25 protein-coding genes and 1 pseudogene are annotated in these 26220 nt (G+C 69.3%); 10 read left to right on the top strand and 16 right to left on the bottom strand.

Going from position 1 to position 26220, the window contains the following annotated elements:
* The first annotated feature begins 51 nt into the window (after positions 1-51).
* From GGQ63_RS02315 to GGQ63_RS02335, 5 genes are read left to right on the top strand one after another with little or no spacing between them, the layout of a single operon-like run.
* A complete protein-coding gene (locus GGQ63_RS02315; RefSeq protein WP_246429561.1) occupies positions 52-990 on the top strand; it encodes a carbohydrate ABC transporter permease in 939 nt (312 codons plus the stop codon).
* The gene (locus GGQ63_RS02320) at positions 987-1802 is read left to right on the top strand and encodes a carbohydrate ABC transporter permease (RefSeq protein WP_183852060.1); all 816 of its coding nucleotides are present in this window, start codon (positions 987-989) and stop codon (positions 1800-1802) included. Before GGQ63_RS02315 ends, GGQ63_RS02320 begins: the two co-directional genes overlap by 4 nt.
* 48 nt (positions 1803-1850) lie before the next feature.
* Positions 1851-3161 (top strand): S-methyl-5-thioribose kinase, encoded by a 1311-nt coding sequence (gene mtnK / locus GGQ63_RS02325; protein WP_183852062.1) that lies wholly within the window; start codon positions 1851-1853, stop codon positions 3159-3161.
* Between the two features lie 11 nt (positions 3162-3172).
* Positions 3173-3877 (top strand): acireductone synthase, encoded by a 705-nt coding sequence (gene mtnC / locus GGQ63_RS02330; RefSeq protein WP_183852064.1) that lies wholly within the window; start codon positions 3173-3175, stop codon positions 3875-3877.
* Positions 3874-5514 carry an FAD-dependent oxidoreductase gene (locus tag GGQ63_RS02335; protein WP_183852066.1) on the top strand — a complete coding sequence of 547 codons (1641 nt, stop codon included), beginning with the start codon at positions 3874-3876 and terminating at the stop codon, positions 5512-5514. Before mtnC ends, GGQ63_RS02335 begins: the two co-directional genes overlap by 4 nt.
* 20 nt (positions 5515-5534) lie before the next feature.
* Here GGQ63_RS02335 and mgtE read toward each other — a convergent pair whose 3' ends face one another.
* Both mgtE and GGQ63_RS02345 read right to left on the bottom strand, forming a co-directional pair.
* Positions 5535-6902, bottom strand: a complete 1368-nt coding sequence (mgtE, locus tag GGQ63_RS02340) for a magnesium transporter (protein WP_183852068.1) — start codon at positions 6900-6902, stop codon at positions 5535-5537.
* 249 nt (positions 6903-7151) lie between these two features.
* Positions 7152-7553 (bottom strand): carboxymuconolactone decarboxylase family protein, encoded by a 402-nt coding sequence (locus GGQ63_RS02345; protein WP_183852071.1) that lies wholly within the window; start codon positions 7551-7553, stop codon positions 7152-7154.
* A 95-nt stretch (positions 7554-7648) separates the two neighbouring features.
* Here GGQ63_RS02345 and GGQ63_RS02350 point away from each other — a divergent pair, with 95 nt between their 5' ends.
* The 3 genes and pseudogenes from GGQ63_RS02350 to GGQ63_RS22300 all read left to right on the top strand — a co-directional run bounded on the left by GGQ63_RS02350 (position 7649) and on the right by GGQ63_RS22300 (position 9478).
* Positions 7649-8344, top strand: a complete 696-nt coding sequence (locus GGQ63_RS02350) for a GntR family transcriptional regulator (protein ID WP_183852074.1) — start codon at positions 7649-7651, stop codon at positions 8342-8344.
* A 168-nt stretch (positions 8345-8512) separates the two neighbouring features.
* Positions 8513-9028: pseudogene (locus GGQ63_RS22295) on the top strand (NAD(P)-dependent oxidoreductase); the annotation flags it as partial.
* Positions 9023-9478: an NAD-binding protein gene (locus GGQ63_RS22300; RefSeq protein WP_343061069.1), complete on the top strand. Its 456-nt coding sequence runs from the start codon at positions 9023-9025 to the stop codon at positions 9476-9478. The pseudogene GGQ63_RS22295 and the gene GGQ63_RS22300, both read left to right, overlap by 6 nt.
* A gap of 9 nt (positions 9479-9487) precedes the next feature.
* On the opposite strand, the gene GGQ63_RS02360 is transcribed toward GGQ63_RS22300, so the two are convergent.
* The 10 genes from GGQ63_RS02360 to GGQ63_RS02405 form a co-directional block, all read right to left on the bottom strand.
* On the bottom strand, positions 9488-11440 hold the full coding sequence (locus tag GGQ63_RS02360) for an SDR family oxidoreductase (protein WP_183852078.1): 1953 nt from the start codon (positions 11438-11440) through the stop codon (positions 9488-9490).
* 81 nt (positions 11441-11521) lie between these two features.
* Positions 11522-12409, bottom strand: coding sequence for a 3-hydroxy-5-phosphonooxypentane-2,4-dione thiolase (gene lsrF / locus GGQ63_RS02365; RefSeq protein WP_183852080.1), 888 nt, complete (start codon positions 12407-12409; stop codon positions 11522-11524).
* Positions 12410-12428: 19 nt separating this feature from the next.
* Positions 12429-13058 (bottom strand): dihydroxyacetone kinase subunit DhaL, encoded by a 630-nt coding sequence (gene dhaL, locus GGQ63_RS02370; RefSeq protein WP_183852082.1) that lies wholly within the window; start codon positions 13056-13058, stop codon positions 12429-12431.
* Entirely contained in the window at positions 13058-14074 is a 1017-nt protein-coding gene (locus GGQ63_RS02375; RefSeq protein ID WP_183852084.1) for a dihydroxyacetone kinase subunit DhaK, read from the bottom strand. Before GGQ63_RS02375 ends, dhaL begins: the two co-directional genes overlap by 1 nt.
* Positions 14067-14249, bottom strand: a complete 183-nt coding sequence (locus GGQ63_RS02380; protein ID WP_183852087.1) for a hypothetical protein — start codon at positions 14247-14249, stop codon at positions 14067-14069. Before GGQ63_RS02380 ends, GGQ63_RS02375 begins: the two co-directional genes overlap by 8 nt.
* Positions 14246-15334, bottom strand: coding sequence for an ABC transporter ATP-binding protein (locus GGQ63_RS02385; RefSeq protein ID WP_183852089.1), 1089 nt, complete (start codon positions 15332-15334; stop codon positions 14246-14248). Before GGQ63_RS02385 ends, GGQ63_RS02380 begins: the two co-directional genes overlap by 4 nt.
* Positions 15331-16407 carry an ABC transporter ATP-binding protein gene (locus tag GGQ63_RS02390; RefSeq protein ID WP_183852091.1) on the bottom strand — a complete coding sequence of 359 codons (1077 nt, stop codon included), beginning with the start codon at positions 16405-16407 and terminating at the stop codon, positions 15331-15333. Before GGQ63_RS02390 ends, GGQ63_RS02385 begins: the two co-directional genes overlap by 4 nt.
* A complete protein-coding gene (locus tag GGQ63_RS02395; protein ID WP_183852093.1) occupies positions 16407-17303 on the bottom strand; it encodes a carbohydrate ABC transporter permease in 897 nt (298 codons plus the stop codon). The genes GGQ63_RS02390 and GGQ63_RS02395 overlap by 1 nt, the downstream gene beginning before the upstream one ends.
* A gap of 3 nt (positions 17304-17306) precedes the next feature.
* The gene (locus GGQ63_RS02400) at positions 17307-18179 is read right to left on the bottom strand and encodes a carbohydrate ABC transporter permease (protein WP_183852095.1); all 873 of its coding nucleotides are present in this window, start codon (positions 18177-18179) and stop codon (positions 17307-17309) included.
* Positions 18180-18238: 59 nt separating this feature from the next.
* Positions 18239-19648 carry an ABC transporter substrate-binding protein gene (locus tag GGQ63_RS02405; RefSeq protein WP_183852097.1) on the bottom strand — a complete coding sequence of 470 codons (1410 nt, stop codon included), beginning with the start codon at positions 19646-19648 and terminating at the stop codon, positions 18239-18241.
* A 327-nt stretch (positions 19649-19975) separates the two neighbouring features.
* Between GGQ63_RS02405 and GGQ63_RS02410 the strand changes: the two genes are divergently transcribed.
* Both GGQ63_RS02410 and GGQ63_RS02415 read left to right on the top strand, forming a co-directional pair.
* Positions 19976-20770 (top strand): DeoR/GlpR family DNA-binding transcription regulator, encoded by a 795-nt coding sequence (locus GGQ63_RS02410; RefSeq protein ID WP_183852099.1) that lies wholly within the window; start codon positions 19976-19978, stop codon positions 20768-20770.
* A 34-nt stretch (positions 20771-20804) separates the two neighbouring features.
* Entirely contained in the window at positions 20805-21590 is a 786-nt protein-coding gene (locus tag GGQ63_RS02415; protein WP_183852101.1) for a class I fructose-bisphosphate aldolase, read from the top strand.
* A 103-nt stretch (positions 21591-21693) separates the two neighbouring features.
* Here GGQ63_RS02415 and GGQ63_RS02420 read toward each other — a convergent pair whose 3' ends face one another.
* The 4 genes from GGQ63_RS02420 to GGQ63_RS02435 form a co-directional block, all read right to left on the bottom strand.
* A complete protein-coding gene (locus GGQ63_RS02420; RefSeq protein ID WP_183852103.1) occupies positions 21694-22698 on the bottom strand; it encodes a LacI family DNA-binding transcriptional regulator in 1005 nt (334 codons plus the stop codon).
* Positions 22699-22786: 88 nt separating this feature from the next.
* On the bottom strand, positions 22787-23575 hold the full coding sequence (locus GGQ63_RS02425; protein ID WP_183852105.1) for an SDR family NAD(P)-dependent oxidoreductase: 789 nt from the start codon (positions 23573-23575) through the stop codon (positions 22787-22789).
* Between the two features lie 43 nt (positions 23576-23618).
* Positions 23619-24647, bottom strand: coding sequence for an ABC transporter permease (locus GGQ63_RS02430; protein WP_183852107.1), 1029 nt, complete (start codon positions 24645-24647; stop codon positions 23619-23621).
* Positions 24648-24659: 12 nt separating this feature from the next.
* Positions 24660-26180: a sugar ABC transporter ATP-binding protein gene (locus tag GGQ63_RS02435; RefSeq protein WP_246429563.1), complete on the bottom strand. Its 1521-nt coding sequence runs from the start codon at positions 26178-26180 to the stop codon at positions 24660-24662.
* Between the last annotated feature and the right edge of the window lie 40 nt (positions 26181-26220).

Raw genomic sequence — 26220 nt, forward strand, 5'->3', positions numbered from 1 at the left:
CGCCTCGCCGGGTTACCCGGCGCCGTGCCGTCCGCTCCGGCGGAGCGTGGCATGAGCGCCGTCGCCGAAGCGGCGCCGTCGGGCGTCCAGTCGATCGGACAGCTGGCGGGGGGCGGCACGGATCGCCTCCTCCGCTTCCTCTGGGTGGCGCCGCTCGTCTTCGCGCTCGTCGTGACGACGCTCTATCCGACCGTCTTCCTCATTGCGCTGTCGCTCTCGAAGAGCACGCTCGGCAAGCCCTTCTCGGCCTTTGTCGGGCTCGCGCAGATCCTGCGCGTGCTCGGCGACCCGCAATTCCAGCTCGCGCTCGCCCGCAGCGTGCTCTTCGCCGTCGTCGTCTCGGCCCTGCAGCTGGTGCTCGGCTTCGCGATCGCGCTGCTCTTCTCGCGCCTCCTCAAGGCCGGCCGCTTCCTCGTCAGCCTCGTGCTCCTGCCGCTGATGACGCCGCCGGTCGCGGTCGGCGTCGCCTGGAAGCTGATCCTCGCGCCGGCCGGCGGGCTCCTCAATGGCGTGCTCGCCGATCTCGGCCTGACCGACGCACCGCTCTCCTTCCTCGCGACGCCGTTCCTCGCCTGGGTCTCGCTGATCCTCGCCGATGTCTGGCAGTGGACGCCCTTCGTCGTCATTCTCTGCTTCGCGGCGCTGACGACCATCCCGGAAAGCGTCAACGAGGCGGCGGCGATCGACGGCGCCTCGCGCTGGCAGCGGCTGCGCCACGTCACCCTGCCGCTCGTCGCGGCGCCGCTCTCGGCGATCTTCCTCCTCAAGATGATCATCGCCTTCAAGCTGTTCGACCTCGTCTATGTGCTCACCTTCGGCGGGCCGGGCTTCGCCACCACGACGGCCGGCTTCTCGATCTGGCGGATGGCGCTCGAGCGCTTCGACGTCGGCGGCGCGGCGGCGCAGACGCTCGTCTTCTCGATCGTCATCGGCCTCGTCACGCTGCCGGTCGTCCGCTTCAACAAGGCGATGGAGGCGCGCGAGCGATGAACCGTCTCCCCGCCCGAGCGGGCGCCGCCGGCCTCGTCGGCCTCACCGCCGTCTTCTTCCTGCTGCCGATCGCCTATCTCGTCTCGGTCTCCTTCAAGACCAAGGACGACGTGCTGACCGGCAGCTTCCTCCCTCACGGGCCGACGCTCGCCAACTGGCCGGGCGCCTTCTCGGCGGCGCCGCTCGTCGGCTTCATCGGCAATTCCGTCCTCGTCGCGACCCTGTCGGCGCTCGTCACCGTCGCGCTCACCCTGCCGGCCGCCTATGCGATGATCCGGCTCAAGGTCGCCGAGGGCTGGCTGCCGCAGGCGACGCTCGCGAGCTATATGGCGCCGCCGGTCGTGGCGCTGCTGCCGCTGTTCTTCCTCCTGAAGTTCACCGGCCTCCTCAACTCCCAGCTCGGCCTCGCGCTCGTCTATGCCTTCGGCAATGTGCCGGTCGCCTTCTGGCTGCTCGCGCCGTTCCTGCGCCGTGTGCCGCTCGAGATCGAGCAGGCGGCGGCGATCGACGGCGCCGGGCCGGTGCGCACCCTCGTCTCGGTGGTCGCGCCGATGGTCGCGCCGGGCATCGCGGCGACGGCGATCATCTGCGGCGTGCTCGCCTATAACGAATTCCTGCTCGCCTCCGCCTTCACGCTGTCGGGCGAGACGCGGACGCTGCCGGTCGGGCTGTCGCTCTTCCAGGGCGACCGGCTGGTCAATTTCGGCCAGATCGCCGCCGCCTCGCTGGCGGCGATAGCGCCCGTCTATCTCATCGCGCTATTCATGCAGCGCTTTCTCGTCGAGGGGCTGGCGCATGGCGGCGTCAAGTAAACCGGAAACCAACAACAGGGGCGTCTGAACGCCCCGGAGGACACGACATTGGACAAGGCGCAGGACGGCCATCCCGAGGGCTACCGGGTCCTCACCCATGACGACATCCCGGCCTATATCGCGGGCGTGCCGGCGATCGTGGCGCAGCTCGGCGGCGGCCCGGCGGACTGGACGGTGCGCGACGTCGCCGACGGCAATCTCAATGCCGTCTATCTCGTCGACGGCCCGGCGGGGGGCGTCTGCGTCAAGCAGGCCCTCCCCTATGTCCGCGTCCATCACGACTGGCCGCTCGCCGTCGAGCGCGCGCTCTTCGAGCACGCCTATATGGTCCGGCTCGACCCCTTCGTCGGACGCGGCGCGCCGCAGCTCTATCACTTCGACCCGACGCTCTTCACGATCGTGATGGAGAAGCTCGAACCGCACATCATCCTGCGCAAGGGGCTGATCGAGGGCCGCCACCTGCCGAAGGCCGCGCCCGACACCGCGACCTTCATCGCCAACGCCACCTTCAACACCTCCGACCTCGCCGCCCCGTTCGAGCGGAAATTCGAGGACATCGCGCATTTCGCCCGCAATCAGGCGCTGCTGCGCATCACCATGGACCTCGTGCTGACCGACCCCTATCGCGAGGTCTGGCGCAACCGCTATGTCCGGCCGCACATGGAGGGCTGGGCCGCGTCGTTCCGGTCCGACATCGAACTGAAGACCGCCGTCGCCCGCCACCGCATCGGCTTCCTCACCAACACCCAGGCGCTGATCCATGGCGACCTGCATTCCGGCTCGGTGATGGTGACGGAGGACGACACCCGCGTCATCGACGGCGAGTTCGCGAGCTACGGCCCGATCGGGCTCGACACCGGCGCCTTCATCGCCAATCTGATCATGTCCTGGTATGCGCACGGCGCCTATGACCGGCCGGAGGCCGACCGCCGCGCCTATCGCGACTGGATCCTCGAGCAGATCGCGATCTTCTGGGCGACCTTCCGGGACCGCTTCCTGACGCTGTGGGAGAACGCGACCGAGGCGGGCGACGCCTATCCGGCCGACTATTTCACCGACACCGCCGGCAAGGCGCGCCTCGCCACGATCCGCCGCGACTACCTCGACGGCATCTTCGCCGACACGGTCGCCTTCGCCGCGCTCAAGATGAACCGCCGGATCATCGGCTATGCGCAGATCGCCGACTATCTGGTGATCGAGGACCTGGAGCGGCGGGCCCGCGCGCAGGCGCCGGCGCTCGCGCTCGCCCGCGCCCTACTGACCCGGCCGGAGCGCTTCGCCGACATCGCCGCCATCCTCGACGCCATCCCCCGCTTCGAGCGCGCCGGGCTCGACCCCGATGCCGCCCGGCATCTCTGAGGCCCCGCTCGATGACCGACGCGCTCACCTTCTCCCCCGATGTGGTTCTCCTCGACATCGAGGGCACGATCAGCTCGCAGTCCTATGTCGTCGACGTGATGTACCCGTACGTCCGCGACCATCTGCCGGGCTATCTCGCCGCCCGCCGCGGCGACCCGGTGATCGAGCGGATCCTCGCCGATGCCGCGGCGCTCGCCGGGCCGGGGGCCGATCCGGTCGAGGCGATGCTCGGCTGGCTCGCCGAGGACAAGAAGGCCCCGCCGCTCAAGAAGGCGCAGGGCCTGATCTGGGAGGCCGGCTATGCCGAGGGCGCCTTTCGCGGCCACATCTATGAGGACGCGCACGCCGCGCTCGTCCGCTGGCGGGCGGCGGGCGTGCCGCTCTTCATCTTCTCGTCGGGCTCGGTGCAGGCACAGGTTCAGTTCTTCGAGAACAATGCGGCGGGCGACCTGCGCGGCCTGTTCTCCGGCCATTTCGACACCGATATCGGCGCCAAGGTGGAGACCGAATCCTATCGCCGCATCGCCGCGGCGATCGGCGTCGCGCCGGACCGGCTGCTCTTCTTCTCCGACAATCCGCGCGAGCTCGTCGCCGCGACGGCGGCCGGCCTGCCGGTCGTGCACGTGCTGCGCGAGGACGTCGCCTCCGATCCGCGCTTCCCGGAGATCCGCTCCTTCGAGGAGGTGACGCTCCGGACCGCGCCGGCGGCGGAATGACACCGGCCGGCCCGGTGCTCGACCGGGTACGGATGACGGCCGAGATCGCCGCCGACGACCGGTTCGACGTGGTGGTGGTCGGCGGCGGCATCACCGGCGCCGGCACGTTCCGCGACCTCGCGCTGCAGGGCCTGCGCGTGCTCCTCGTCGAGGCGGGCGATTTCGCGAGCGGGGCGAGCGGCGCCCTGTCGCGCGTCGCGCATGGCGGCTTCCGCTATCTCGAGCGGGGCGATATCGGCCTGGTGCGCGACGCGGTGCGCGAGCGCGACCGGCTGGTCGCCGCCGCGCCGCATGCGGTGCGGCCGATCCGGGTGGTCATTCCCCTCACCTCGCGCTTCGGCGGACTGCTCGCCGCGCCGCTCCGCTTCTTCCGGCTCGCCTCCGGCCGCGGCCTGCCCGGCGTCGCGCCGATGGCGCTCGGCGTCGCACTCTATGGCGCGCTGTCGGGCGGCAGCGGCGCCCTGCCGGGAGGGGGCGCCGCCGCCGGGACTGCGGCACGCCGCCGCTTCCCCTATCTCGGCCGCCGGTTCGCGGGTGCGGTCTGGACCCATGAAGGCCGGATCGAGGCGCCGGAGCGGATCGCGGTCGAACTGATCGAGGAGGGCGTCGCGGCGGGCGGCCGGGCCGCGGCGCTGAACTACTGCCGGCTCGTGGCGGTCGAACACGGCCGGCTGGTGCTCGAAGACCGCCTTGCCGGCCGGAGCTTCCGCGCCGCGGCAGAGGTGGTGGTGAACGCCGCCGGCGCCCATGCCGACCGGGTGGCGGGTCTCTTCGGGATCGAACAGCGGATGACGGGCGGCGTCGCCGGCGCCCATCTGATCCTCGAGGCCGGCACGCTCGCGGCCCGGCTCGGCGACGATCTCCTCTTCTTCGAGGACGGCGCGGCCGATCCGGCCAAGCGTCGGCTCTGCGTTCTCTACCGTCTCGGCGGCGACCGTCTGCTGCTCGGCACCACCGAGACGCGCTGCGACGCGCCGGAGGCGGCGGACGTCGGCGAGGCGGACCGCACCTATCTGCTCGCCGCCCTCGCCGGCCTGTTCCCGGATGAAGCGTCCGGGGCGCGCGTGGTCGGCCATATGGTCGGCGTGCGACCCCTCGTCCATTCCGACGAGGCCGATCTCGCCCACCGCAGCCGCGACCATGCCGTGTTCCGCCACCGCCCGGGCGGCCTGCCGCTCGTCACCATCGTCGGCGGCAAATGGACCACCTTCCGCAAGATGGCCGAGGACGCCGCCGATGCGGCGCTCGATGCGCTCGGCCGGTCGCGGCGCGTCTCGACGGCCGATCGCGCGATCGGCGGCGGCGCAAACTTCCGCGACCGTCGCGACGGCATTGAGGCGGACCTCATCGGCCTCGGCCTCCCGCCCGACCTCGCCCGCCGCCTCACGGCGACCTATGGCACGCGGGCGCCGCGCGTCGCCCGTTACGTCGCGGCAAAGGGCGGCGCCGCGCCGCTCTCCGACGACGGTCGGCTGACCCGCGGCGAGGTCCGCTTCTTCGCCACCGAGGAGATGGCGACCTCTGCCGAGGACGTGGTCCGCCGGCGCTCCGACCAGTTCTTCCGCGCCGCGCGGCTCGATACCGTCACGGCGCGGGTCGCCGCGGAACTCGGCGTGAAGGGCGGCCCGGCCTCCTGAAGAAGGCCGGGCGCGAGGCACTACAGCAGCGTCCCGTTCAGCACGACGAGGGCGATGCTGAAATAGATGACGAGGCCGGTGACATCGACGAGCGTCGCGACGAAGGGCGCCGAGGCGCTCGCCGGGTCGAAGCCGAGCCGCTTCAGCACGAAGGGCAGCATCGAGCCGGCGAACGAGCCGAAGGTCACGACGCCGACGAGGCCGGCGGCGACCGTGACGGCGATCAGCGGCCAGTGCACGCCATAGTCATAGACGCCGAGCGTCTGCCACAGCGCGATCCGCGCCATGCCGATGACACCGAGAATGGCGCCGAGCGTCATCCCGGTCGGCAGTTCGCGGAGCGCGACGCGCCACCAGTCGCGCAGCCGCAGCTGGCCGAGGGCGAGCGCGCGGATGAGGAGCGAGGTGGCCTGCGAGCCGGAATTGCCGCCCGACGACATGATGAGCGGGATGAAGAGCGTCAGCACGACCGCCCGGGCGAGCTCGTCCTCGAAATGCTGCATCGCGCTCGCGGTCAGCATTTCGCCGATGAAGAGCGCGCAGAGCCAGCCGGCCCGCTTGCCGATCATCCGGGGAAAGCCGATCGCCAGATAGGGCTCCGCCGTGCCCTCGACACCGCCGAAGCGCTGCACGTCCTCCGTGCTCTCGGCGAGGATCGCATCGATCACATCGTCGACCGTGACGATGCCGAGCACCTGCCGCCGCTCGTTGAGCACGGGCACGGCGAGCAGATCGTGGATCGAGATCAGCCGCGCCACCTCCTCGCGATCGGTCGCCGCATCGACGGCGATCGGCTCGCGGTCCGGCCCGACCGCCATGATGGAGATGGCGGGATCGGCCGAGATCAGCTGGCGCAGCGTGACGACGCGCAGCAGCTCGCGGCGCGGACCGAGCACATGGATCGCGTAGATCGTCTCGCGGCTGCTCTCGACCTCGCGCAGATGGCGCAGCGTCTCCGCCGCCGTATAGGTGATCGGCACATGGACGAACTCGGTCGTCATCAGGCTGCCCGCCGTGCCGGGCGGATAGGCGAGCAGGTGCTTGAGGCCGGCCGCCGTCTCGAAATCGAGGCGGACGAGCAGCGTCGTGCGGTCGGCCCCGTCGAGCGTGCGCAGCGCCGCGGCCGCGCGGTCGGCCGACATGCCGGCGAGCACACGGCCGGAAAGCTCCTCCGGCAGTTCGAGCAGCAGCTCGCCCGCCCGGGCGAGCTCGGGCCGATCGAACACCTCCACGGTGCGGTCGATCGGCAGCAGCTGCAGCGCGCCGGCGGCGCGTTCCAGAGGCTCGTCATTCAACCGCTCGACAATGTCGGCGACATGCTCGTCGATCAGCTCGGCGAACAGGATGGGGTCCGCGGTCACGGCCGCGGGATCGAGAAGGTCGTGCATGGCTCACCTCCGCTCCGCCGCCACGGGCGGAACGGGGCGAGCCGACCCAGCCGGGTCAGGCCACGTTCGGCCGCGACGGCGCGAGCAATCGACTGTGACTGTCGCTGGGCATGGGCTTTCGGGGGTCCTATGATGTCCGGACGAAACATCGCCGGACATCGCCAGATGATCCTGCGCGCAGGCCCTGTCAAGGCGCCGCCGCGGGCGGGCGAAACGGTCGCAGGGGCGGCCGTTTCGGGGCGGCAACCCTCAGTCGAAGGCCTTCATTTCGGTGAGCACCTCGTTCGCCGCCTTGAAGGCGTCGAGGCCCGCCGGAATGCCGCAATAGACGGTGGCGTGCAGCAGCACCTCGCGGATCTCCTCCGGCGTCACGCCATTGTTGATCGCGCCGCGGACGTGCAGCCGGATTTCGGCAGGGCGGTTCAGCGCCGTCAGCATGGCGAGGTTGAGCATGCTGCGGGTCTTCAGATCGAGCGTGTCGCGGCCCCAGGCATAGCCCCAGCACCAGGTGGTGGTGATCTCCTGGAAAGCCATCATGAAATCATTGGCGCCGCCGATCGAGCGGTCGACATAATCCGCGCCGAGCACCCGACGGCGCAGCGCCAGGCCCTCCTCGAACAGCGCCTCGACGGTCTTGTCGGAGGTGGTCATGGTTTCTCTCCTTGTTCCCTGTCATACAAACCGACAAAATGCCGGAAAGCGCCGAAGCTCGGCGTGCGTCGCGGCCGCGCCGCGAAGGGGGTTCCATGGCAGCGGGCGGAGCAGTGGCGGACGATCTTTCGCTCCGGGTGCAGAGCTTGCCGGGGCTGCGCGAACAGGTGACCGAGCGTCTGCGGACGGCGATCGCGACGGGCCGCTTCCCGCCCGGTGCGCGGCTCGTCGAGCGCGAACTGTGCGCGCTGCTCGGCGTCTCGCGCACCTCGCTCCGCGAGGCGCTGCGCGAATTGCAGGCCGACGGCCTCGTCACCCTGCAGCCCAACAAGGGTCTCAGCGTTGCGATCGTCACCGCCGAGATCGCCCGCTCGATCTATGAGGTGCGGGCCATGCTCGAAGGCCTCGCCGCCCGCCTCTTCGCCCGCAATGCCAGCGCGGCGCAGATCGCGGCGATCGGCGCGAGCGTCGAGCGGCTCGCCGACATCTACGCCGCGTTCGATGCGGAAGCCTTCATTGCCGCCAAGGCGGAGTTCTACGAGATCCTGCTCGAGGGCGCCGGCAATCCGGTCGCCGCCGACATGCTCCGCCGCGTCCACACCCGGGTGTCGCAGCTCCGCGTCGTCTCGGTATCGAGCCCGGAGCGGGCGGCGCAGTCGCTCGCCGAGCTGCGCGCCTTCGTCGCCGCGCTCGCGGCCCGCGACGAGCAGCGCGCGTGGCAGCTCTGTCTCGCCCATGTCAAGGCGGCCGCGGAGGCCGCGCTCAAAGTCATCCGCGCCGGGCAGGCGTGAGCGCGGGGGCCGTCTCACCGCCATCCCTTCAGCCCTCCCCGTCCGACCCGTCTGCAAGGAGGCCGCCCTCGGCTTGAATCGCTAGACCGTCGTATTGTATGACAATCGACCAAAGCGGAGGCCGGCGCAAGCCGCGTCTCCAGCGGCGCAGCCCGGTCGCGCCGGGCGGCAAGGCGGTCCAGGGCAGACGGGCATTCGATGAGCACAAGGGAGAGCGCGATGCGCATCGGTTTCATCGGTCTCGGCGCCATGGGCGAACCGATGGCCGCCCGTCTCGCCGGCGCCGGCTACGCGCTCGCGGTGCACGACGCCGATCCGGTCCGAACGGCCCGCATCGCCGCGGCGCTCGGCGCGCGCGCGGCGGCGACGCCCGCCGAGGCGGCCGCGGATTCGGATTGCCTCGTCACCATGCTGCCGAGCAGCGCCGTCGTGGCCGCCGTGCTCGAGGGACCGGCGGGCGTTCTCGCAGGTCTTCCGCCGGGCGCGCTGATCGTCGAGATGTCGAGCGGCGTGCCGGAGGAGACGCGCAAGCTCGCCGGGCTGTGTGCGGAGAAAAGCGTGACATTGATCGATGCGCCGGTCTCGGGCGGCGTGCCGCGGGCGCGCACCGGCACGCTCACCATCATGGCCGGCGGCGATGCGGCGGCGATCGACCGCGCCGAGCCGATGCTGAACGCGATGGGCAATGCGATCCAGCGCACCGGCCCGGTCGGCAGCGCCCATGCGATGAAGGCGCTCAACAACCTCGTCAGCGCCGGTGGCTTCCTGATCGGCATCGAGGCGCTGCTGATCGGCGCGCGCTTCGGTCTCGATCCGGCGCTGATGGTCGACGTACTCAACGCTTCGACGGGCATGAACAATTCGACGCAGAAGAAGTTCAGGCAGTTCGTGCTGTCGCGCCGCTTCGATTCCGGCTTCGGGCTCGACCTGATGGTGAAGGATCTCGGCATCGCGCTCGGCGTCGCCGACGCGACCGCGACCCCAGCCCCGTTCGCGAGCCTCTGCCGCGCGCTGTGGGCCGGCGCGCAGGTCCATCTCGGACCCGGCCAGGACCATACGGCGATGGCGAAGCTCAGCGAGCTGATGGCCGGCACGATCCTCGCCGATGCCGCGGATGGCGCCGACGAGGCCTGAGGCGCGGCGTCAGATCACCCGGTCATTGCCGCCGTCGACCGGGATCTGCGCGCCGGTGGTGCGCGGAAACGTGCCGTCGACGAGCGCCACGACGGCGCGCGCAACGTCGGCCGAACGGATCTCGGCGCGCAGCAGGTTGCGGGATTTGTATTCCGCGATCGTGATGCCGTAGCGCCGGGCGGAGGTTTCGAGCGCCTCCTCGGTCCACAGCCGGGTGTCGAACACGGCATCGGGGTGCACCGCGTTGACGGTGACGCCCTCCGGCGCCAGTTCGAGCGCCGCGACCCGCATCAGCTGGGTGAGACCGGCCTTCGAGACCGAGTAGGCGGCCGCCCCCGGCCCCGGCGCCGCGACATTGCGCGAACCGATAAACACAACGCCCGGATCGAAGCCGTGGCGCAGGAACGGCACGGCCCGCTTGAGCAGCTTGCGGTGCGCCGTCAGGTTGACGGCGAGCGCCTCGTCCCAGATGCCGTCGGCGAGCGCCTCGATCGGCGCTCCGGCGCGGAACACCCCGGCGTTCGAGACGAGCACGTCGAGCCCGCCATAGTCCCGAACGACGGCCTCGAGCGCCGCGGCGACGGCCGGCTCGTCGGTCAGGTCGGCGACGATGCCGTCATGGCCCGGCCGGTTCATGTGTTCGCGGATCGACGGGTCGCGGTCGATGCCGAGGACGACGGCGCCGCGTTCGCGCAGCAGCTCGGCGCAGGCCCGACCGATACCGGCGGCGGCGCCCGTCACCACCGCGACCTTGCCGGCGAGCGGCGGCGGCGCGCCCTGCGCCCGGAGCTTCGCCTGTTCGAGCTCCCAATATTCGAGATCGCGCAGATCCTTCTCGGAAAGCCCCTGCCAGCCGCCCAGCTTGCCGGCGATGCGCAGCGCCCGGACGGTCGCCCGCGCGACATCCGCCGAGACGCGGGCGCGGGCGAGCGTCGGCCCGAAGGTGAGCACCGCGCCGTCGGGCAGGATCGCCCAGTGCGGATGCGGCGGCAGCGGGATCAGACCGGGATCGTCCGCCCGCGCGACATAGGCCCGATAGGCCTCTGCGAACCGGTCGAGCCCCGGCTCGGGATCGTCGCCGACGACGGCCGGAAACGGCTTGTTGTGGATGACGTGTTCGGGCGTCAGCGTGCCGTGACCCGCCCGCGCGGCGACGCCCGTGATCTCCTCGGGCGGCAGGGCCGTCGCGGCGCGCGCGATCACCGGCCGGCCGGCGCGTCGGCTCACGGCGGCACGCAACCGTGCGATCGCCACCGGGTCGGTCGCCGGCATGGCGGGCTCCGACGGCGCAGGCGCATTGATGGTGAGCCAGATCTCCGCCTCGCTGCAGATCTCGACCATGCGGTCATAGCTCTCGCGCGCGGTCGCCCCCCAGGTGAAGACGCCGTGATGTTCGAGCAGGATCGCCTCGTAGCGGCCGATCTCGACGGAACCGAGCGCGGCGCGGATCTGCCGGGCGAGGTCGAAGCCGGGCTTCACGTAAGGCAGGATCAGGACCCGCCCGCCATAGACCCGGTCGAGGAGGGCGCGGCCGCCGGCATTCGACAGGGTGAGCACGCCGTCGGCGTGCGAATGATCGACATAGGGAAACGGGATCAGCGCATGCACCATCGCCTCGATCGAGGCCGCGGCCGCCGAGGGATCGAAGCGGGCGCGCTTCACCTCGGCGACCATGTCTGCGTCGGACAGCCGCTCCAGCTCGGCGAGCCGCAGCACGGCCGGCAGAGACAGCGCCGTGAAGCCCTCGGCGCCCATCGTGCCGAGATCGAAGCCGCTCGCCTTGACCCAGATCGCCGCCTGCTCCTCGCCGAACCGGTCGATGATCGTCCCCTTCAGCGAGGTGTTGCCGCCGCCGTGCAGGACGAGGGCCGGGTCGCTGCCGATCAGGCGCGAGGAATAGGCGCGCCGATCGAGTTCGGTCGCCGCCTTCGCCGCCTCGCCTTCATCCCAGAGGTTCCGCATCCCTTCCCTCCCCGCGGGCACGACGGCCCGAGCGGTCCGCCGCGACCGGCGGACCGTCTTCCTCTCTCGCGCCGAAACGGCTCAGGCCGCCTGGCGCCGTTCCAGATCGCGGAACATCGTATAGGCCTCGGCGCCGGTGCGGCCTTCGTGCACCACCGCCGCGAGTGCCGTCAGCATCGCTTCCGGATCGGTCGACTGGAAGACGTTCCGGCCCATATCGACACCGGCCGCGCCCTGGTCGACGGCGCGATAGGCCATTTCGAGCGCATCGCGTTCCGGCAGCTTCTTGCCGCCGGCAATCACGATCGGCACCGGGCAACCGAGCGTGATCCGCTCGAAGCCCTCGTCGACATAGTAGGACTTGACGAATTGCGCGCCGATCTCGGCGGCGATGCGGGTCGCGAGGCCGAAATAGCGCGCGTCGCGCGCCATGTCCTTGCCGACGCCGGTGACGGCCATGGTCGGGATGCCGTAGCGCGTGCCGGTGTCGATCAGCTTGACGACATTGGCGATCGATTTGTGCTCGTATTCGGCGCCGATATAGACCTGCGCCGCCATCGCCGCCGCGCCGAGCCGGATCGCGTCGTCGATCTCGACGCCGACCAGTTCGTTCGACAACTCCGTGAGCACCGAATTGCCGGCCGAGCAGCGCAGCACGACGGGCTTCTTCACCTCCGGCGGGATGGTCGAGCGCAGCGCGCCGCGCGTGCACATCAGCACGTCGGTGTGCGCGGCGAGCGGCGCGATCGTCAGGTCGATGCGCTCGAGCCCGGTCGTCGGCCCCTGGAAATAGCCGTGGTCGAAGGCGAGCATCACCGTCCGCCCGGTGTCGGGCCGGAAGATCTGGGCGAGCCGCGCCTTCATGCCCCAGTCGTGATGCGCCGCGCCCTTCAGGAAGAAGCGGCTCGTATCGGCCGGACGGTCGCGGCCCCAGTCCTTGCCGTCCTTGATGTCGTCGAGATCTGCCATCTGATCCTCCCGCCGCCGCTCAGGCGGCCACAAAGTCCCGCATCGCGCCGAGAATGATCGAGAGCGAGATCGCCCCCGGATCGGGGTGGCCGAGGCTGCGCTCGCCGAGGCTGCGCGCCTTGCCGGTCGTCGCCACCATGCCCTTCGTCGCCTCGACGCCTTCGAGCGCCCCGTTCGCCGCGGCGCGGATCGCGGCTGCGAGGTCCGGCGCGCCGGCCGCCGCCCGCGCGGCATGGGCGAGCGCGTCGAGCATCGTTTTCTGCCCCTCGGTGACGCCGCCGCGTCGGGCCACGGCGGCCTGCGCGTCGTCGAGGAAGCGGCGGAAGCTCGCCGCAGAGATTTCCGCCTCGCCGGCGAAGGCCTTCGCCCCTGCGGTGAAAACGGTGCCGAACACCGCGCCGGCGGCGCCGCCGGTGTTCGCCATGATCGCCATGCCGGTCGCGCGGAAGGCGCCATCGATACCCGGCGGCGGCGCGTCGAGCGCGACGAGCGCCGCCTCGAAGCCGCGCCGCATGCCAATGCCGTGATCGCCGTCGCCGATCGCGAGGTCGGCATCGGTCAGCCGGTCGGTGTTGGCGATGACGGCGTGCGCCACGGCGCGCAGCATCGCGGCGGCGGCGGCCGCATCCAGTCCGGTCGTCGCGAGCATCAGCGCGTCCCCCAATGGCTGAAACCGACCGAACGGCACGGCATGTCGAGATAGCGCTTCAGCTCGTCGTCGAGCCGCATCAGGGTGACCGAGAACCCGGCCATCTCCTGCACCGTCAGCCAGGTGCCGACATCGGTGCGGTGAACGGCGATGCCGCGCTCGGCGAGCGTCGCGCGGATCCGCCGATTGACGACGAGCATCTCCATCATGGTCGTGGCGCCCAGATTGTTGAGGAGCAGCGCCACCTCGTCGCCGGCCGAGAACGGCAGGTCGGGCAGGATGCGGCTCATCAGCTGGTCGGCGACCTCGTCGGCCGGGGCGAGCTTCTGCCGGGCGATGCCGGCCTCGCCATGGGCGCCCATCCCCACCTCGATCTCGTCGTCGGCGAGTTCGAAGGTCGGCTTGCCGGTCTCGGGGATCGAGCCGGCGGAGACCGCGACACCCATCGAACGAACGTTCGCGGCGGCCTTGCGCGCCACGCGCTCGACCTCGTCGAGGCTGTCGAGCGTCGCCGCCGCGGCGCCGGCGATCTTGATCATCAGCACGTCGCCCGCGATGCCGCGGCGGTCCTCCATCCGCTCCGGCGGCGCCGCGGCGACGTCGTCACGGACCCGCACGGTGCGCACGTCGATGCCTTCGTCGGTCAGCATCTCGGCGGCGATGTCGAAGTTCATGTTGTCGCCGGCGTAGTTGCCATAGAGGAACAGGATCCCCTTGCCGCGATGCACCGCCTTTGCCGTCTCGTAGATGATGTGCGGCGCCGGCGCGGCGAAGAACTGGCCGCAGGCCGCGCCGTCGCCGAGATTGTCGCCGACGAGGCCGTGGAAGATCGGCTCGTGGCCGGAGCCGCCGCCGATCAGGAGCGCCACCTTGTCGTCCGGGATCTCGGTCTTGACGATCGCATCGAGCCCGTCGAGCCGGCGGGTGCGCCCGTCGCTCGCGAGCACGAGGCCATCGATCATCTGGCTCACCGCGCGGCGCGGATCGTTCAGGATTTTCTTCGCTGCTTTAGCCATGGGTCTCCTCCTCCCCAGGACGACGGTCCGGTATGTGATCCAGGATCATGAACAGGACCACGCCGCACAGTAGGACCGGAAAGCCCCAGACGAACAGTTCGTGCGTCAGCGGCTGGCAGAGCATGACGAATCCGAGAATGATCAGCCCGCTCGCGATGCGGTAGGCGTTGCTCATGCCCGCTCCCCCTGATGCGAGACACGCGCGCCGGAGGTGGCGTCGAACAGGAAGCCGGCGCCCTCTCCGATGCGGACGCGGATCGTGTCGCCCTGCCCGACCGGCCGGCGGCCTTCGAGCACCTTGCGGAACGAGCCGGCCGGCGTCTCGATCTGGATCGCCACCTCGTAGCCGCGATTGTCGACGGCATAGACGCGGCCGGGCTCGCCTTCCTCGCCGACCACGATGTCCTCCGGCCAGACGCCGAGCGTGACCGGCCCGTTCGCGGCGGCGAGCCGGCCGAAGCGCGACAGCGCGAGCGGCGCGCCGAACCCCTTTACGAGGAGCCCGCCGTCGCGCAGCTCCGCCTCGAAAAAGGCCATGGACGGGCTGCCGACCAGCCGTCCGACGAAGGCCTCGGCCGGCCGGGCATAGATCGCCTCGATCGTCCCGGTCTGCAGGATCCGCCCCTCGTCGATGATCGCGATGCGGTCGGCGATGGCGATCGCGCCGTGATAGTCGTGCGTCGCGTAAAGCATGGTGGTGCCGTGCTCGCGGTGGATCTGGCGCAGCTCCGCCCGCAGCCCCTCGCGCAGCTTCAGGTCGAGCGCGGAGAGCGGCTCGTCGAGCAGATAGAGGAGCGGCCGGCGGACGAGCGCGCGGGCGATCGAGACCCGCTGCCGCTCGCCGCCCGACAGCGTGCCGGTGTCGCGGTCGAGCAGATGCGCGATCCGCAGCAGTTCGGCCGTCCGCCCGACGCGGCGGGCGATCTCGGCCTCGGCCTCGCGGTATTTCGGCGAGCGGAGCGCGAAGGCGATGTTGTCCCGGACGTTGAGCACGGGCAGCAGGTTGAAGCCCTCGAAGACGATCGAGACGTCGCGGCTCGAAGCCTCTGCGCCCGTCACGTCGCGCCCGGCGAGCCGGATCGTGCCGGCGTCCGGCTCGACGAGGCCCGCGGCGGCGAGAAGCGTCGAGCTCTTGCCGGCGCCGGTCGGCCCGAGCAGGGCCAGGATCTCGTGCTCCTCGACCGCCAGATCGATGCCGCGCAGCGCCGCCTTGCGGCGATAGGCCTTCTTCAGGCCGCGTATGTCGAGCATCGCGCTCATGCCGGCCTCCCGCCGCCCGCGATGCGCAGGCCGCTCTCCGCGTCGAAGAACATCAGCCCCTCCGGCACGAAGCGCACGCGCCCCTCCCCTCCCCCGGCACGGCGATGGTCGGTGCCCTGTAGGATCGCCTCGCCGATGCGGAAGGTGAAGAAGCGCTCGCGACCGACCGCGAAGGTGTCGTCGACCGCGAGCGCATGGCCCTCGCCGTCGACGAGGCGCAGGTCGCGCGGCCGCACGCCGAGCCGCACCGGACGGCCGTGCCCGGCGATGCCCGACGGGAGCTCCGCCGCGCCGAGCACCACCGTGCTGTCGCCGAGGCGCAGCCCGCCCGCGACGGGCACGAGATCGACGAGGTTCATCGACGGCGAGCCGATGAACTGCCCCGCGAAAACGCTCGCCGGCTCGAAGAAGATGCGGTCCGGTTCGGCGACCTGGACGATCTTCGAGTGGTTCATCAGCACGATGCGGTCGGCGAGCGACATCGCCTCGCGCTGGTCGTGGGTGACGTAGATCGTCGTCACGCCGAGCTCGCGTTGCAGATGGCCGAGTTCCCAGCGCATCTCCTCGCGGAACTGCTCGTCGATCGCCGAGAGCGGCTCGTCGAGGAGGAGCACCGCCGGATCGCGGATCACGGCCCGGGCGAGCGCCACCTTCTGGCGCGCGCCGGGCGGCAGGGCGCCGGGATACCGGCGCAGCTCGTCGCCGAGCCGGAACACGCCGGTCACCCAGTCGAGCTTGCGGGCGATCTCGGCCCGCGCGACACCGCGCGCCCGGAGCGGGAAGACGATGTTCTCGGCGATCGTCAGATGCGGATAGAGCGAGACGAACTGGAACACCATGGCGATGTTGCGCTCGCTCGGCCGCAGTTCGTTGACCCGCCTTCCGTCGAACAGGATGTCGCCGGAGGTGGCGTCGACGAGACCGGCGATCGCCCGCAGCGTCGTCGTCTTGCCGCAGCCGGACGGCCCCAGATAGACGACGAACTCGCCGTCGCCGATCGACAGATTGACGTCGTCCACGGCCTTGAAGGCGCCGAACCGGATCGACAGATTGCGCAGCTCGATCCGGGCCATCAGTGCCGCGCCCCCATGTTCGAGAGGTGGCGGACGAGGATCATCGCGAGCCCCATGATGATGCAGAGCAGGATCACCGCCAGCGCCGACGCCTCGCCGGTGTAGAAATAGCTGAAGGCGGTCTTGGCGACGGCGAAGGAGACGGTCTCGGTCGAGGAGCCCGGCCCGCCGCCGGTCAGGGCGACGAAGAGGTCGTACTGCTTGAAGCTGTCGATCAGGCGCAGGATCAGCGCGATGAACAGCACCGGCGCCGACATCGGCAGGGTGATGCGGAAGAAGACATAGGCGGCGCTCGCCCCGTCGACCTCGGCCGCCTCGTAGATCGTCTCGGGAATGCCGCGGAAGGCGGCGGTGGCGAGGAGGATGATGAAGGGCGTCCACATCCAGGTGTCGACGACGGCCGCAGCCCACAGGGCCGGTCCGGCCTGGCCGAGCCAGTCGACCTTCGCGAAGCCGAACAGGCTGACGAGGAAGTTCACGACGCCCCATTCCGAATTGAGCATGTAGCGCCACAGGAAGCCGGCCACCACGGGCGACAGCATCATCGGCAGCATCAGCGCCGTGAAGAGCAGGTCCCGGCCGCGAAACGTCTTCTGCAGGCGGTAGCCGACGAAGATGCCGAGGATCATCTGCATCGTCACGCAGAGGAAGACGAACTTGCCCGTAAAGACGAAGCGCTTCCAGATGCCGCTGTCGGAGAGCAGATATTCGTAGTTCGACAGGCCGGCCCAATCCATGCCCTTGTCGGGATTGAGGGCGGAAAAATTGTAGAAGCTGTAGTGGACGAGCGAGAAGATCGGGTAGGCGACCATGAAGAGCAGCAGGAGGACGGTCGGCGACAGGAAGCCGACGATCATCAGGCGGCCGGTCGAGCGGGGCTTGAGCGCGGTATCCATTGCTCACCTCCGTCCCAGCACGCCGAACGTCATCCCCATCAGGAGATGGCGGCGGATCAGATAGAAGAAGACGAGCACCGGGATGATCAGCACGACGCCGGCGGCGCAGATCTGCGTCCACTCGATGCCGGTGGCACCCGATGCGGTCGAGATCTTGACCGGCAGGGTTTTCGCGCGGGTCGTCGTCAGGATCGAGGCGAAGGCGAACTCGTTCCAGGCGAAGATGAAGCAGAAGCCGGCCGTCGCCGCGATGCCGCCCTTCACCATCGGCAGCACGAGCCGCAGGAAGGCGTAGATCCGGCTATAGCCGTTGACGATCGCGATCTGCTCGACCTCCTTCGGCACGCCGTCGAAGAAGCCCTTCATGATCCAGGTGGCGAGACCGACATTGACGAAGACGGCGATCAGCACGAGCCCGAGCCAGGTATCGGCGAGGCCGAGGCGGGCGAACATCATGTGATAGAAGACGAGCACGGCGACCGGCGGCAGCATGCGGGTCGACAGGACGAAGAACATGAAGTCGCCCTTGCCGCGGAATTCGAAGCGCGAGCAGACATAGCCGGCGAGCGTGCCGAGGAAGACGGCGACCGTTGTGCCGACCGTCGACACGAAGACGCTCGTCATGAGCGAGTCGAATACGCCGACCGAGGAGGCGCTGTCGCGCGCCGCGCCGACACCGAAGACGCTCTGATAGCCGCTGAAATCCGGCTCGAAGACGAGTTTGGGCGGCATGGCGAAGAGATCGGCGCGGCTCTTCAGCGACGAGATCATCAGCCAGAGGATCGGGCCGAGATTGTAGATCGTGTAGAGACCGAGCAGCACGAGCAGGATCCACCGGCTCAGATGCGCATAGGCCTGGTTGCGCGTTGCGGTCATGGCGTCCTCGGAGACGGAGGAACGGGGCCGCCGCGGGCGGCCCCGTCGCGATGGCGGCGTCAGCCGTTGACCGGCACGATGGCGTCCTGGCCGACCGGCGAGATCACCGTGTCGGGCACGTCCGGCGCATCGCCCTTGTGCTCGATCGTGTAGCCGGCGCGCTCGAGCGTCCGCTCCTGGCGCTTGGCGGCGTCGCCGAGCGCTTCCTCGACGGTCTTCGAGCCGGAGATGGCGTTCGACACCTCCTCCTGCAGGATGTCGAGCAGAACCGGGTATTCCGGCAGGTGCCAATAGTCGTTCAGATACTGCAGCGCGTTGGCGAACTGCGCATTGTAGCTGTTGAGGCCCTGCCAGTCGGGGCTCTCGAGCACGGCGCGCAGGCCGGTCTGGCAGACGGCGGCATAGCGCTTCTGCTGCTCGGGCTGGAAATACCACTCCATGAACTTGACGAGCTCGGGCAGCTTCTTCGAATACTTGTTGATGCCCATGCCCTGACCGCCGACCGAGAACTGGCGGCGGAACTTGCCGTCACGTCCCACCGCACCCGGCAGGATGCCGAAGCCGGTGACGCCGGCGAATTTGTTCACCTTCGGGTCGGCATTCGAGCCGTTGAAGTAGAACCACTGCATCGCCATGGCGAGCTGGCCCTGCTGGAACGAGGCGTTGACCTCGTCGAAGCCCCAATTGCCGCTGCCCGGCGGGCCGAACTTGAACATGTCGACATAGGCCTGGACGCCGTCGATCGAGGCGGGCGAGTTGAGATAGCCCGCGATCTCGTTGGTCTTCGGGTTGTAGAGCTCGCCGCCGAACGACCACAGGAAGCTGTTCGAGGCGGTGGTCGCGAAATCATAGTCGCGGCCGCCCATCTGGCCCCAGCCATAGAGCCCCTTGTCCGGCCGGGTGAAGAACTCCGCGACCTCCTTCGCCTCCTGATAGGTCTCCGGCACGCGCAGCTCACGGCCGTATTTCGCCTTGAAGGCGGCCTTCTCCTCGGCGCTCTCGAACAGGTCCTTGCGGTACATCAGGCCGTAGGCGTCCTGGTTCGCCGGCAGGCCGTAGAACTGGCCGGAACCGTCGGGATACTCGCCGTACTGCGACAGCGAGGCCGGCGGAAACAGGTCGGCCTTCAGGTAGCTCGACTGCGCGAAGATGTCGTTCATCTTCACGACGTGGCCACCGCCCGCGAACTCGGCGGTCGACTGGCTGTCCCACATGGCGAAGTCGAAGGCGTCACCCTTGATCGCGAACTCGGAGGCGATCTTGTTGTGCCACTCCGGGCCATAGGGGACGAGCGCCGGGACGATCTTCACCGACTTGTCGGGATAGTCCTTGGCGATGCCGACCAGCGCGTCGGCGCAGGTGCCGGCGTGCCAGACGAATGTCAGCGTCGTCTCCGCCGCGGCGACCGAGGCCGCGCCGAGAAACCCGGCGAGCGTGGCCGACGCCAGAAGCGTGCTCCGAAACTTCATGTCTCTCCTCCCTGGACGTGGGCGAAGGACCCCTCTCCGGTCGACCGCCCCGAGGCCCAGACTTAACGCCAGCCTGTCACATCAATCAAGAAAAATGTTATAACTATCAGAAAAGATGTCACAGGCGCAGCGCCGCAACCGGAGCGACACGAATGCACCGCAGCAGGAAAGCGGCAGCAGGAAGCGGGATTTCGTAGGCTTTCCGGCGAGTTGGTCGTGATTTTGGCGCTGCAGCGAGAGCGCCAGCGATGTTAAGATCGCGCTGGACTTATCAATCGCGATCGTGCTTCAATGCACAAAATGTTACGTTTCACAGCGAGTCCGGCGATGGATTCCAACATTCCCGACGACGGCGAGTCGCTCTCCAAGTCGGAGCGGCGGCGGACGCGGATCCTGCAGATGCTGATGAGCGGGGCGACGGCGCAGATCCGCGACCTCGCCGAGGCGCTCGGCGTCAGCCTGATGACGGTGCACCGCGATCTCGCCGCGCTCGAGAAGGAGGGCCTCGTGCGGCGGCTGCGCGGCGCCGTGTCCGCGGAGAAGTCCCTGCTCTTCGAGAGCAGCTACAATTACCGCGGCCGCAAGCAGGTCGAGGAGAAGCGGCGCCTCGCCCGCGCCGCGGTCGCGCGGCTCGAGCCCGGCAATGCCGTCGTCTGCGACGACAGCACGACGACCTATTACATCTGCGACTTCATCGAGGAGATGACGCCGCTCACCGTCATCACCAACGCCGTGCCGATCCTCGAGCGGCTGAAGACCGTTCCGGAGATCGACCTGATCGCCGCCGGCGGGCGCTACCATGCGGGCTATAACGGCTATTTCGGCGCCGTCTGCGAGCGCACGCTGCGCTCCTTCCATGTCGACGTGGCGATCATGTCGACCACCACCATCCAGGGCCTGTCCCTGTTCACGCCGGACGAGATCGTCGTCCGCGCCAAGCAGGCGATGATGGAGATCGCGCGGCGCAAGATCCTGCTCGCCGACGCGACCAAGTTCCAGTTCACCGCGCTCAACTATGTGGCGCAGATCACCGATTTCGACCTCGTCCTGCTCACCGGCGACGTGCCGGCGGCCAATCTCGAGCAGTTGCGCAAGGCCGGAGTGGCATTCGAACTGGTCTGACGCAACGGACGCCGGACCACACAGGGAGGAAAGAATGACGGCAATCGGCAAAGCGCGCCGCATGGCTCGGCTGTTTCGCAAATCGTCGGGGCGCATGCTGTGCCTGCCGATCGACCACGGCATGATGGTCGGTCCGATCCCCGGCCTCGCCGATCCCGGGCCGGTGCTCGACGCGATGGAGGCGGCCGGCGTCGACGCCGTGATCGTCAATCCGGGCATGCTGATGCGCCATCACAAGCGCTTCGAGGGCGGGCCGGCGATCATCCTGCGCCTCGATCAGACGACGATGTGGCGGACCGGCTCGGCGACCGGCTATCCCGATACCCACACGCGCCAGCTGGTGACGGTCGAAGAGGCGGTGCAGCTCGGCGCCGAGGCGGTGATCACCTATCTCTTCACCTGCAACAACGATCCCGCGCAGGAGACGGAGTGCTTCCGGATCTGCGCCGATGTGGCGCGCGAGGCGCGGCGATTCGGCATCGTCCACTTCATGGAGGCGATGGCGGCGAAGGGCGGCTTCGCGAATGCCGAGGATCCGGAAATCGTCGCCCTCAACTGCCGCATGGCGGGCGAACTCGGCGCCGACGTGCTGAAGACGGACTGGTGCGGCGCGGAAGGTTTCGCAAAGGTCGCCGCGCAATCGCTCGCGCCGGTGGCGGTCGCGGGCGGGGCGAGTTCGGGCGACGAGGCGGCGCTCTTCGCTTTCGCCGGGGAAGCGGTGGCGGCCGGTGCCGCCGGCCTGATGTTCGGGCGGAACGTCTTCCAGCGCGCCGACATCACCGGCACGCTGAAGGAACTCGTCTCGATCGTCCACCGCTGAGCGGCGGGCCGGCGGCCTCCCACCGCCGGCCTCCCTTTCGAATCCGGCATGCGGTGCTCGCGACCGGCCCCGTGAGCCCCCTGCCCGATCGACCCCGACCGCCTCAGGCGGTTTCGCCCTCGATGATGTCGTAGCCGGTGTCGCGAATCACCGGTCGGGCGTCGGCGCCGCGCGGCTCGAGGATCATCTCTGCGGCCGTGCGCCCGATCAGGAAGCGGTGCGAGCGGAGCGTCGACAAGGGCTGCGGCAGCGCCTGACCGATATCGAGCCCGTTGAAGCCGAACAGCGCGAGCTCGTCACGGAGCCGGATCCCGGCGGCGAAGCAGTGGAACGCGCCGCCGACCGCCATGTCGTCGTTCGAGAACACCACCACGTCGAGATCGCGATGCGCGGCGAGCAACTGGCCGAGCAGTTCGCGGCCGGCCGAGGTCGAGCTCGGCGCCGCGGCGGCGATCTCGCCTTCGAGCGACAGGCCGGCCTCGGCGAGCCCCTGGCGCAGCCCCTCATAGCGTCGCGCGGCGCGCAGGTCGCGGCTGCGGTCATGGCCGACATAGCCGAATCGCCGGTAACCGCGGCCGTGGAGATAGCGGGCGGTGTCGATGCCCGCCCGATGATGCGACATGCCGACCGCGATATCGAGCGGCGTCGCGTCGATGTCCATCAGCTCCGCGATCCGCACCCCGGCGCGGCGCAGCATCTCGACGGTGTAGGATGTGTGATGCAGGCCGGAGAGGATCATCGCCGCCGGCTGCCAGGAGAGGAGCGAGGCGACGAGCTGCTCCTCGATCTCCTGGTCGTAATCGGTAACGCCGACCACCGGCTGGTAGCCCGAGGGCGCGAGCGCGGCATGAATGCCGCGCAGCACGTCGGGAAACACGATGTTCGACAGCGACGGCAGGACGACGCCGACGAGGTTCGAGCCCGACGAGGCGAGCGTGCCGGCGACGCGGTTCGGCACGTAACCCATCTCGCGGACCACGGCGAGCACGCGCTCGCGCGTCTTCTCCGCCACCGACGCCTTGTTGCGCAGCACCCGCGAGACCGTGATCTCGCTGACGCCCGCCCGTGTCGCCACGTCGGCCAGTGTGTAGGAGATCCGCGCCGTCACCGTTCGAGCCTTTCCCGTCCCGAGCCCCCCGGCGAGGCCGGACCGGGCTCAGTATCACGGATTCCGGCCGTCCCGTCTGCCGGCCCGCTCAGGTCCAGCCGGCGTCCGCGACATAGGCCTGATTGGTGCAGACGCCCGATTCGTCGGAGGCGAAGAAGAGGATGACGCGGGCGATGTCGGCCGGCTGGATCTTCCGCTTCAGGCACTGCCGCTCATAGATCGTCTTCTCCACCTCGGGCGTCACCCAGAGATCGAGCTGGCGCTTCGTCATCACGAAGCCGGGCATGACGCAATTGACGCGGATGCCGTGCACGCCGAGTTCGCGCGCCAGACCGCGGGTGAGGCCGATCACGCCGGACTTCGCCGCCAGATAGGGCGTCAGGTTCTCGACGCCCGCGACATAGGCGAAGGAGCCGATGTTGACGATCGAGCCGGCGCCGCGCGCCACCATGTCCTTGTAGACCGCCTGGGCGCAGAAGAACTGGTGCTTGAGGTTCACCGCCTGACGCGAATCCCAGAACTCCGGCGTCACGTCGTCGATCGAGGCCCGCTCGTCATGCGCCGCGTTGTTGATCAGGACGGCGATCGGGCCGATCGCAGCCCGGATGCGCTCGATCGCGCCGCGCGTCGCCTCGATATCGGTGAGGTCGGCGCGCTCGAACACCACCTCGTGCCCCTCCGCCCGCATCTCCGCCACCAGAGCCCGCGACGGCTCCTCGATGATGTCGATGAAGGCGGTCCGGGCGCCCTGGCGCGCGAAACTGCGGACGATCTCCTCGCCGATGCCGCTGCCGCCGCCGGTGATCAGCACGGTGGTGCCGGCGAGGCTCGGATAGACCGCGCCGTGGCGCGGCGTATAGGCGGGGGCGGAACTCATACGGTCGGTCCTTTCAGGCTGTTCCGATTCGCGGCCGCGATCCTCAACCGCCCTGCGCCCGTTCCACGGTGCGGATGTTCTGCACGTAGACGTTGACGATCAGGGCGGCGAGCAGGATCAGGCCGCGGATCAGGATCTTGAGGAAGCTGTCGATCTGGATGTGGTCGAGGCCGTTGTTGAGCACGCCGAGCACGCACAGGCCGACGATCGTGTTGCCGATGCCGCCACGGCCGCCGAACAGGCTGGTGCCGCCGACGACCACCGCGGCGATCGCGTCGAGCAGATAGCCGTCGAACTCGTTCTGCTGCGCGCTGCCGAAATGCGCCACGCCGAGCATGCCGGCGACGCCCGAGCAGACGGCGCAGATGACGAGCGCCGCACCGAGCACGACCTTGACGTTGACGCCGGAGTATTCCGCCGCCTCACGGTTGCCGCCGACCATGAAGATGTAACGGCCGAAGCGCGTGTAGCGCAGCGTGACATGGCCGACGACGAGGAAGGCGATGAGCACGAGGCCGATCGTCGGGAAGCCGTAGATGCGGCCGGCGCCGAGCGTGTTGACGAGATCGGGCACCGCATAGGCGATCTGGCCGCGCACGAGCAGCGCGCAGATGCCGGCGCCGATCTGCATCATGGCGAGCGTCATGATGAAGGACGGAATGCCGACCACCGTCGTCCCGACCGCGTTGACGAGACCGAGCGCCAGGCAGGAGGCGAGCGCGAGCACGATCGCCAGCCAGCCGGGAAGCGGCACGTTGGCGATGTTCACATAGGCTTCCTGCATCGTGAAGAAGGCGACGACGATGCCGGTCGCATTGGCGACCGAGGCGACCGAGAGATCGATCTCGCCGCACAGGATGACGAAGGTGAGCCCGACCGCCATGATCCCGGCGACCGAGATCTGGGTCAGGATGTTCGCCGCATTGTCGATCGTGGCGAAGGACGGGCTCGCGAAGCTGAAGAAGACGATGAGCAGGATCAGCGTCGCGAAGGGCGCGATGTTGCGCATCTGGCTCCGCAGAAAGACGCCGGTCCGCGGCATGGCGGCGGCATTGCTTTGCTGAAGCGTCATGTCGGGTCCTCTTCAGGCGGCGGCCAAGAGCCGGTCCTTGCTGATCGTCTCATTGGCGAATTCGTGCACGATCCGCCCCTTCTTCATCACGAGCACACGGTCGGCGAGCGACAGCACGGTCTCGGGCTCCGCCGAGACGACGACGACGGCGAGCCCCTCGTCGGCGAGCGCCCGCACGATCTTGACGACGTCGTCCTTGGCGCCGACGTCCATGCCGCGCGTCGGCTCGCTCAGCACCAGCACCTTCGGCCGGTGGGTCAACCATTTGGCGAGCGCGACCTTCTGCTGATTGCCGCCCGACAGCGCGCCGAGCGCGACGTCCGCCCGCGGCGGCCGGATGTGCAGGCTCTCGACATGGCGGCGGGCGATCTCGCGCTCCTTCTCGGGCCTCAGCCAGAGCCGCGAGATGCGGGCGAGAATGCTGATCGAGACGTTCTTGTAGACCGGCTGCTCGTAAAAGAGCATCGAGCGTCGGTTCTCGGGCACGAAGGCGATGCCCGCCTCGCGCGCCTGCGTCGTGTTGCGCAGCCGCCGCCGGCGCCCGGCGATCGACAGCCCGCCGCGATCCGGCCGGAGCTTGCCGAACAGGGTCCGGGCGAGCTCGATCTGGCCGCAGCCCATGAAGCCGTAGATGCCGAGGATCTCGCCCGCCTTCGCCTCGAAGGAGATGTCGGCATAGGCGCGACCATAGGTCAGCCCTTCGGCGGCGAGCACGACCGGCGCGTCCGGCTTCGAGGCGAGCGCGATGTTGCCGAGATAGCTCTCCTCGAGATCCTCGTGGCCGGCACCGATCATCTTGTCGATCAGCCAGCCCTTGTCGATGCCCTCGACGCCGTGCGTCACGACGAGCCGGCCGTTGCGGAACACGGTGACCGTGTCGGAGATCGACAGGATGTCGTCGAGGAAATGCGAGATGAAGACGATGCTGCGGCCGCTTGCGCGGACGCCCTTCAGCACGTCGAAGAGGAGCTGCACCTCCGGCGGCGACAGCGCCGAGGTCGGCTCGTCGAGAATGATGATGCGGGCACCCGAGAAGAGCACGCGCGCGAGCTCGATCAGCTGCTGCAGGCCGATCGGCAGGTCGCCCATCCGCGTCTTCGGATCGACATCGATGCCGAGGCTCTTCAACTGCGCGCGGGCGCCGGTCGTCATCGCCGGCCAGTCGACGAGCCCCGCGGCGTTCACCGGCTGCTTGCCGAGATAGACGTTTTCCGCGACCGTCAGGTCGGGCATGATGCTCAGTTCCTGATGCACCATGCCGATGCCGGCGGCGAGCGCGTCGCGCGCCGAGCGGAAATGCACCTCGCGGCCGTCGATCAGCATCCGGCCCTCATAGCCGGTGTGCACGCCCGCGATGATCTTCATCATCGTCGATTTGCCGGCGCCGTTCTCGCCGACGAGGCCGTGGATCTCCCCGGCGCGCAGCGTGAAATCGACATCGCGCAGCGCCGCGACGCCGCCGAACGACTTCGAGATTCCGCGCATCTGCAGGCGCGGCGTATCGCTCGCCGGAGCGGGGTTTTCGGACGTCATGACGGTCACCGGTGGGACGGTAGAAAACAGCCCCCTCACC

It is taken from the genome of Prosthecomicrobium pneumaticum (assembly GCF_014199915.1).
Taxonomy (GTDB): domain Bacteria; phylum Pseudomonadota; class Alphaproteobacteria; order Rhizobiales; family Kaistiaceae; genus Prosthecomicrobium; species Prosthecomicrobium pneumaticum.

Coding starts and splice junctions, on each gene's coding strand:
- GGQ63_RS02315 (WP_246429561.1), top strand. CDS start 52: ATGAGCGCCGTCGCCGAAGCGGCGCCGTCGGGCGTCCAGTCGATCGGA.
- GGQ63_RS02320 (WP_183852060.1), top strand. CDS start 987: ATGAACCGTCTCCCCGCCCGAGCGGGCGCCGCCGGCCTCGTCGGCCTC.
- mtnC (WP_183852064.1), top strand. CDS start 3,173: ATGACCGACGCGCTCACCTTCTCCCCCGATGTGGTTCTCCTCGACATC.
- GGQ63_RS02335 (WP_183852066.1), top strand. CDS start 3,874: ATGACACCGGCCGGCCCGGTGCTCGACCGGGTACGGATGACGGCCGAG.
- mgtE (WP_183852068.1), bottom strand. CDS start 6,902: ATGCACGACCTTCTCGATCCCGCGGCCGTGACCGCGGACCCCATCCTG.
- GGQ63_RS02345 (WP_183852071.1), bottom strand. CDS start 7,553: ATGACCACCTCCGACAAGACCGTCGAGGCGCTGTTCGAGGAGGGCCTG.
- GGQ63_RS02350 (WP_183852074.1), top strand. CDS start 7,649: ATGGCAGCGGGCGGAGCAGTGGCGGACGATCTTTCGCTCCGGGTGCAG.
- GGQ63_RS22300 (WP_343061069.1), top strand. CDS start 9,023: ATGGGCAATGCGATCCAGCGCACCGGCCCGGTCGGCAGCGCCCATGCG.
- GGQ63_RS02360 (WP_183852078.1), bottom strand. CDS start 11,440: ATGCGGAACCTCTGGGATGAAGGCGAGGCGGCGAAGGCGGCGACCGAA.
- lsrF (WP_183852080.1), bottom strand. CDS start 12,409: ATGGCAGATCTCGACGACATCAAGGACGGCAAGGACTGGGGCCGCGAC.
- dhaL (WP_183852082.1), bottom strand. CDS start 13,058: ATGCTCGCGACGACCGGACTGGATGCGGCCGCCGCCGCCGCGATGCTG.
- GGQ63_RS02375 (WP_183852084.1), bottom strand. CDS start 14,074: ATGGCTAAAGCAGCGAAGAAAATCCTGAACGATCCGCGCCGCGCGGTG.
- GGQ63_RS02380 (WP_183852087.1), bottom strand. CDS start 14,249: ATGAGCAACGCCTACCGCATCGCGAGCGGGCTGATCATTCTCGGATTC.
- GGQ63_RS02385 (WP_183852089.1), bottom strand. CDS start 15,334: ATGAGCGCGATGCTCGACATACGCGGCCTGAAGAAGGCCTATCGCCGC.
- GGQ63_RS02390 (WP_183852091.1), bottom strand. CDS start 16,407: ATGGCCCGGATCGAGCTGCGCAATCTGTCGATCCGGTTCGGCGCCTTC.
- GGQ63_RS02395 (WP_183852093.1), bottom strand. CDS start 17,303: ATGGATACCGCGCTCAAGCCCCGCTCGACCGGCCGCCTGATGATCGTC.
- GGQ63_RS02400 (WP_183852095.1), bottom strand. CDS start 18,179: ATGACCGCAACGCGCAACCAGGCCTATGCGCATCTGAGCCGGTGGATC.
- GGQ63_RS02405 (WP_183852097.1), bottom strand. CDS start 19,648: ATGAAGTTTCGGAGCACGCTTCTGGCGTCGGCCACGCTCGCCGGGTTT.
- GGQ63_RS02410 (WP_183852099.1), top strand. CDS start 19,976: ATGGATTCCAACATTCCCGACGACGGCGAGTCGCTCTCCAAGTCGGAG.
- GGQ63_RS02415 (WP_183852101.1), top strand. CDS start 20,805: ATGACGGCAATCGGCAAAGCGCGCCGCATGGCTCGGCTGTTTCGCAAA.
- GGQ63_RS02425 (WP_183852105.1), bottom strand. CDS start 23,575: ATGAGTTCCGCCCCCGCCTATACGCCGCGCCACGGCGCGGTCTATCCG.
- GGQ63_RS02430 (WP_183852107.1), bottom strand. CDS start 24,647: ATGACGCTTCAGCAAAGCAATGCCGCCGCCATGCCGCGGACCGGCGTC.
- GGQ63_RS02435 (WP_246429563.1), bottom strand. CDS start 26,180: ATGACGTCCGAAAACCCCGCTCCGGCGAGCGATACGCCGCGCCTGCAG.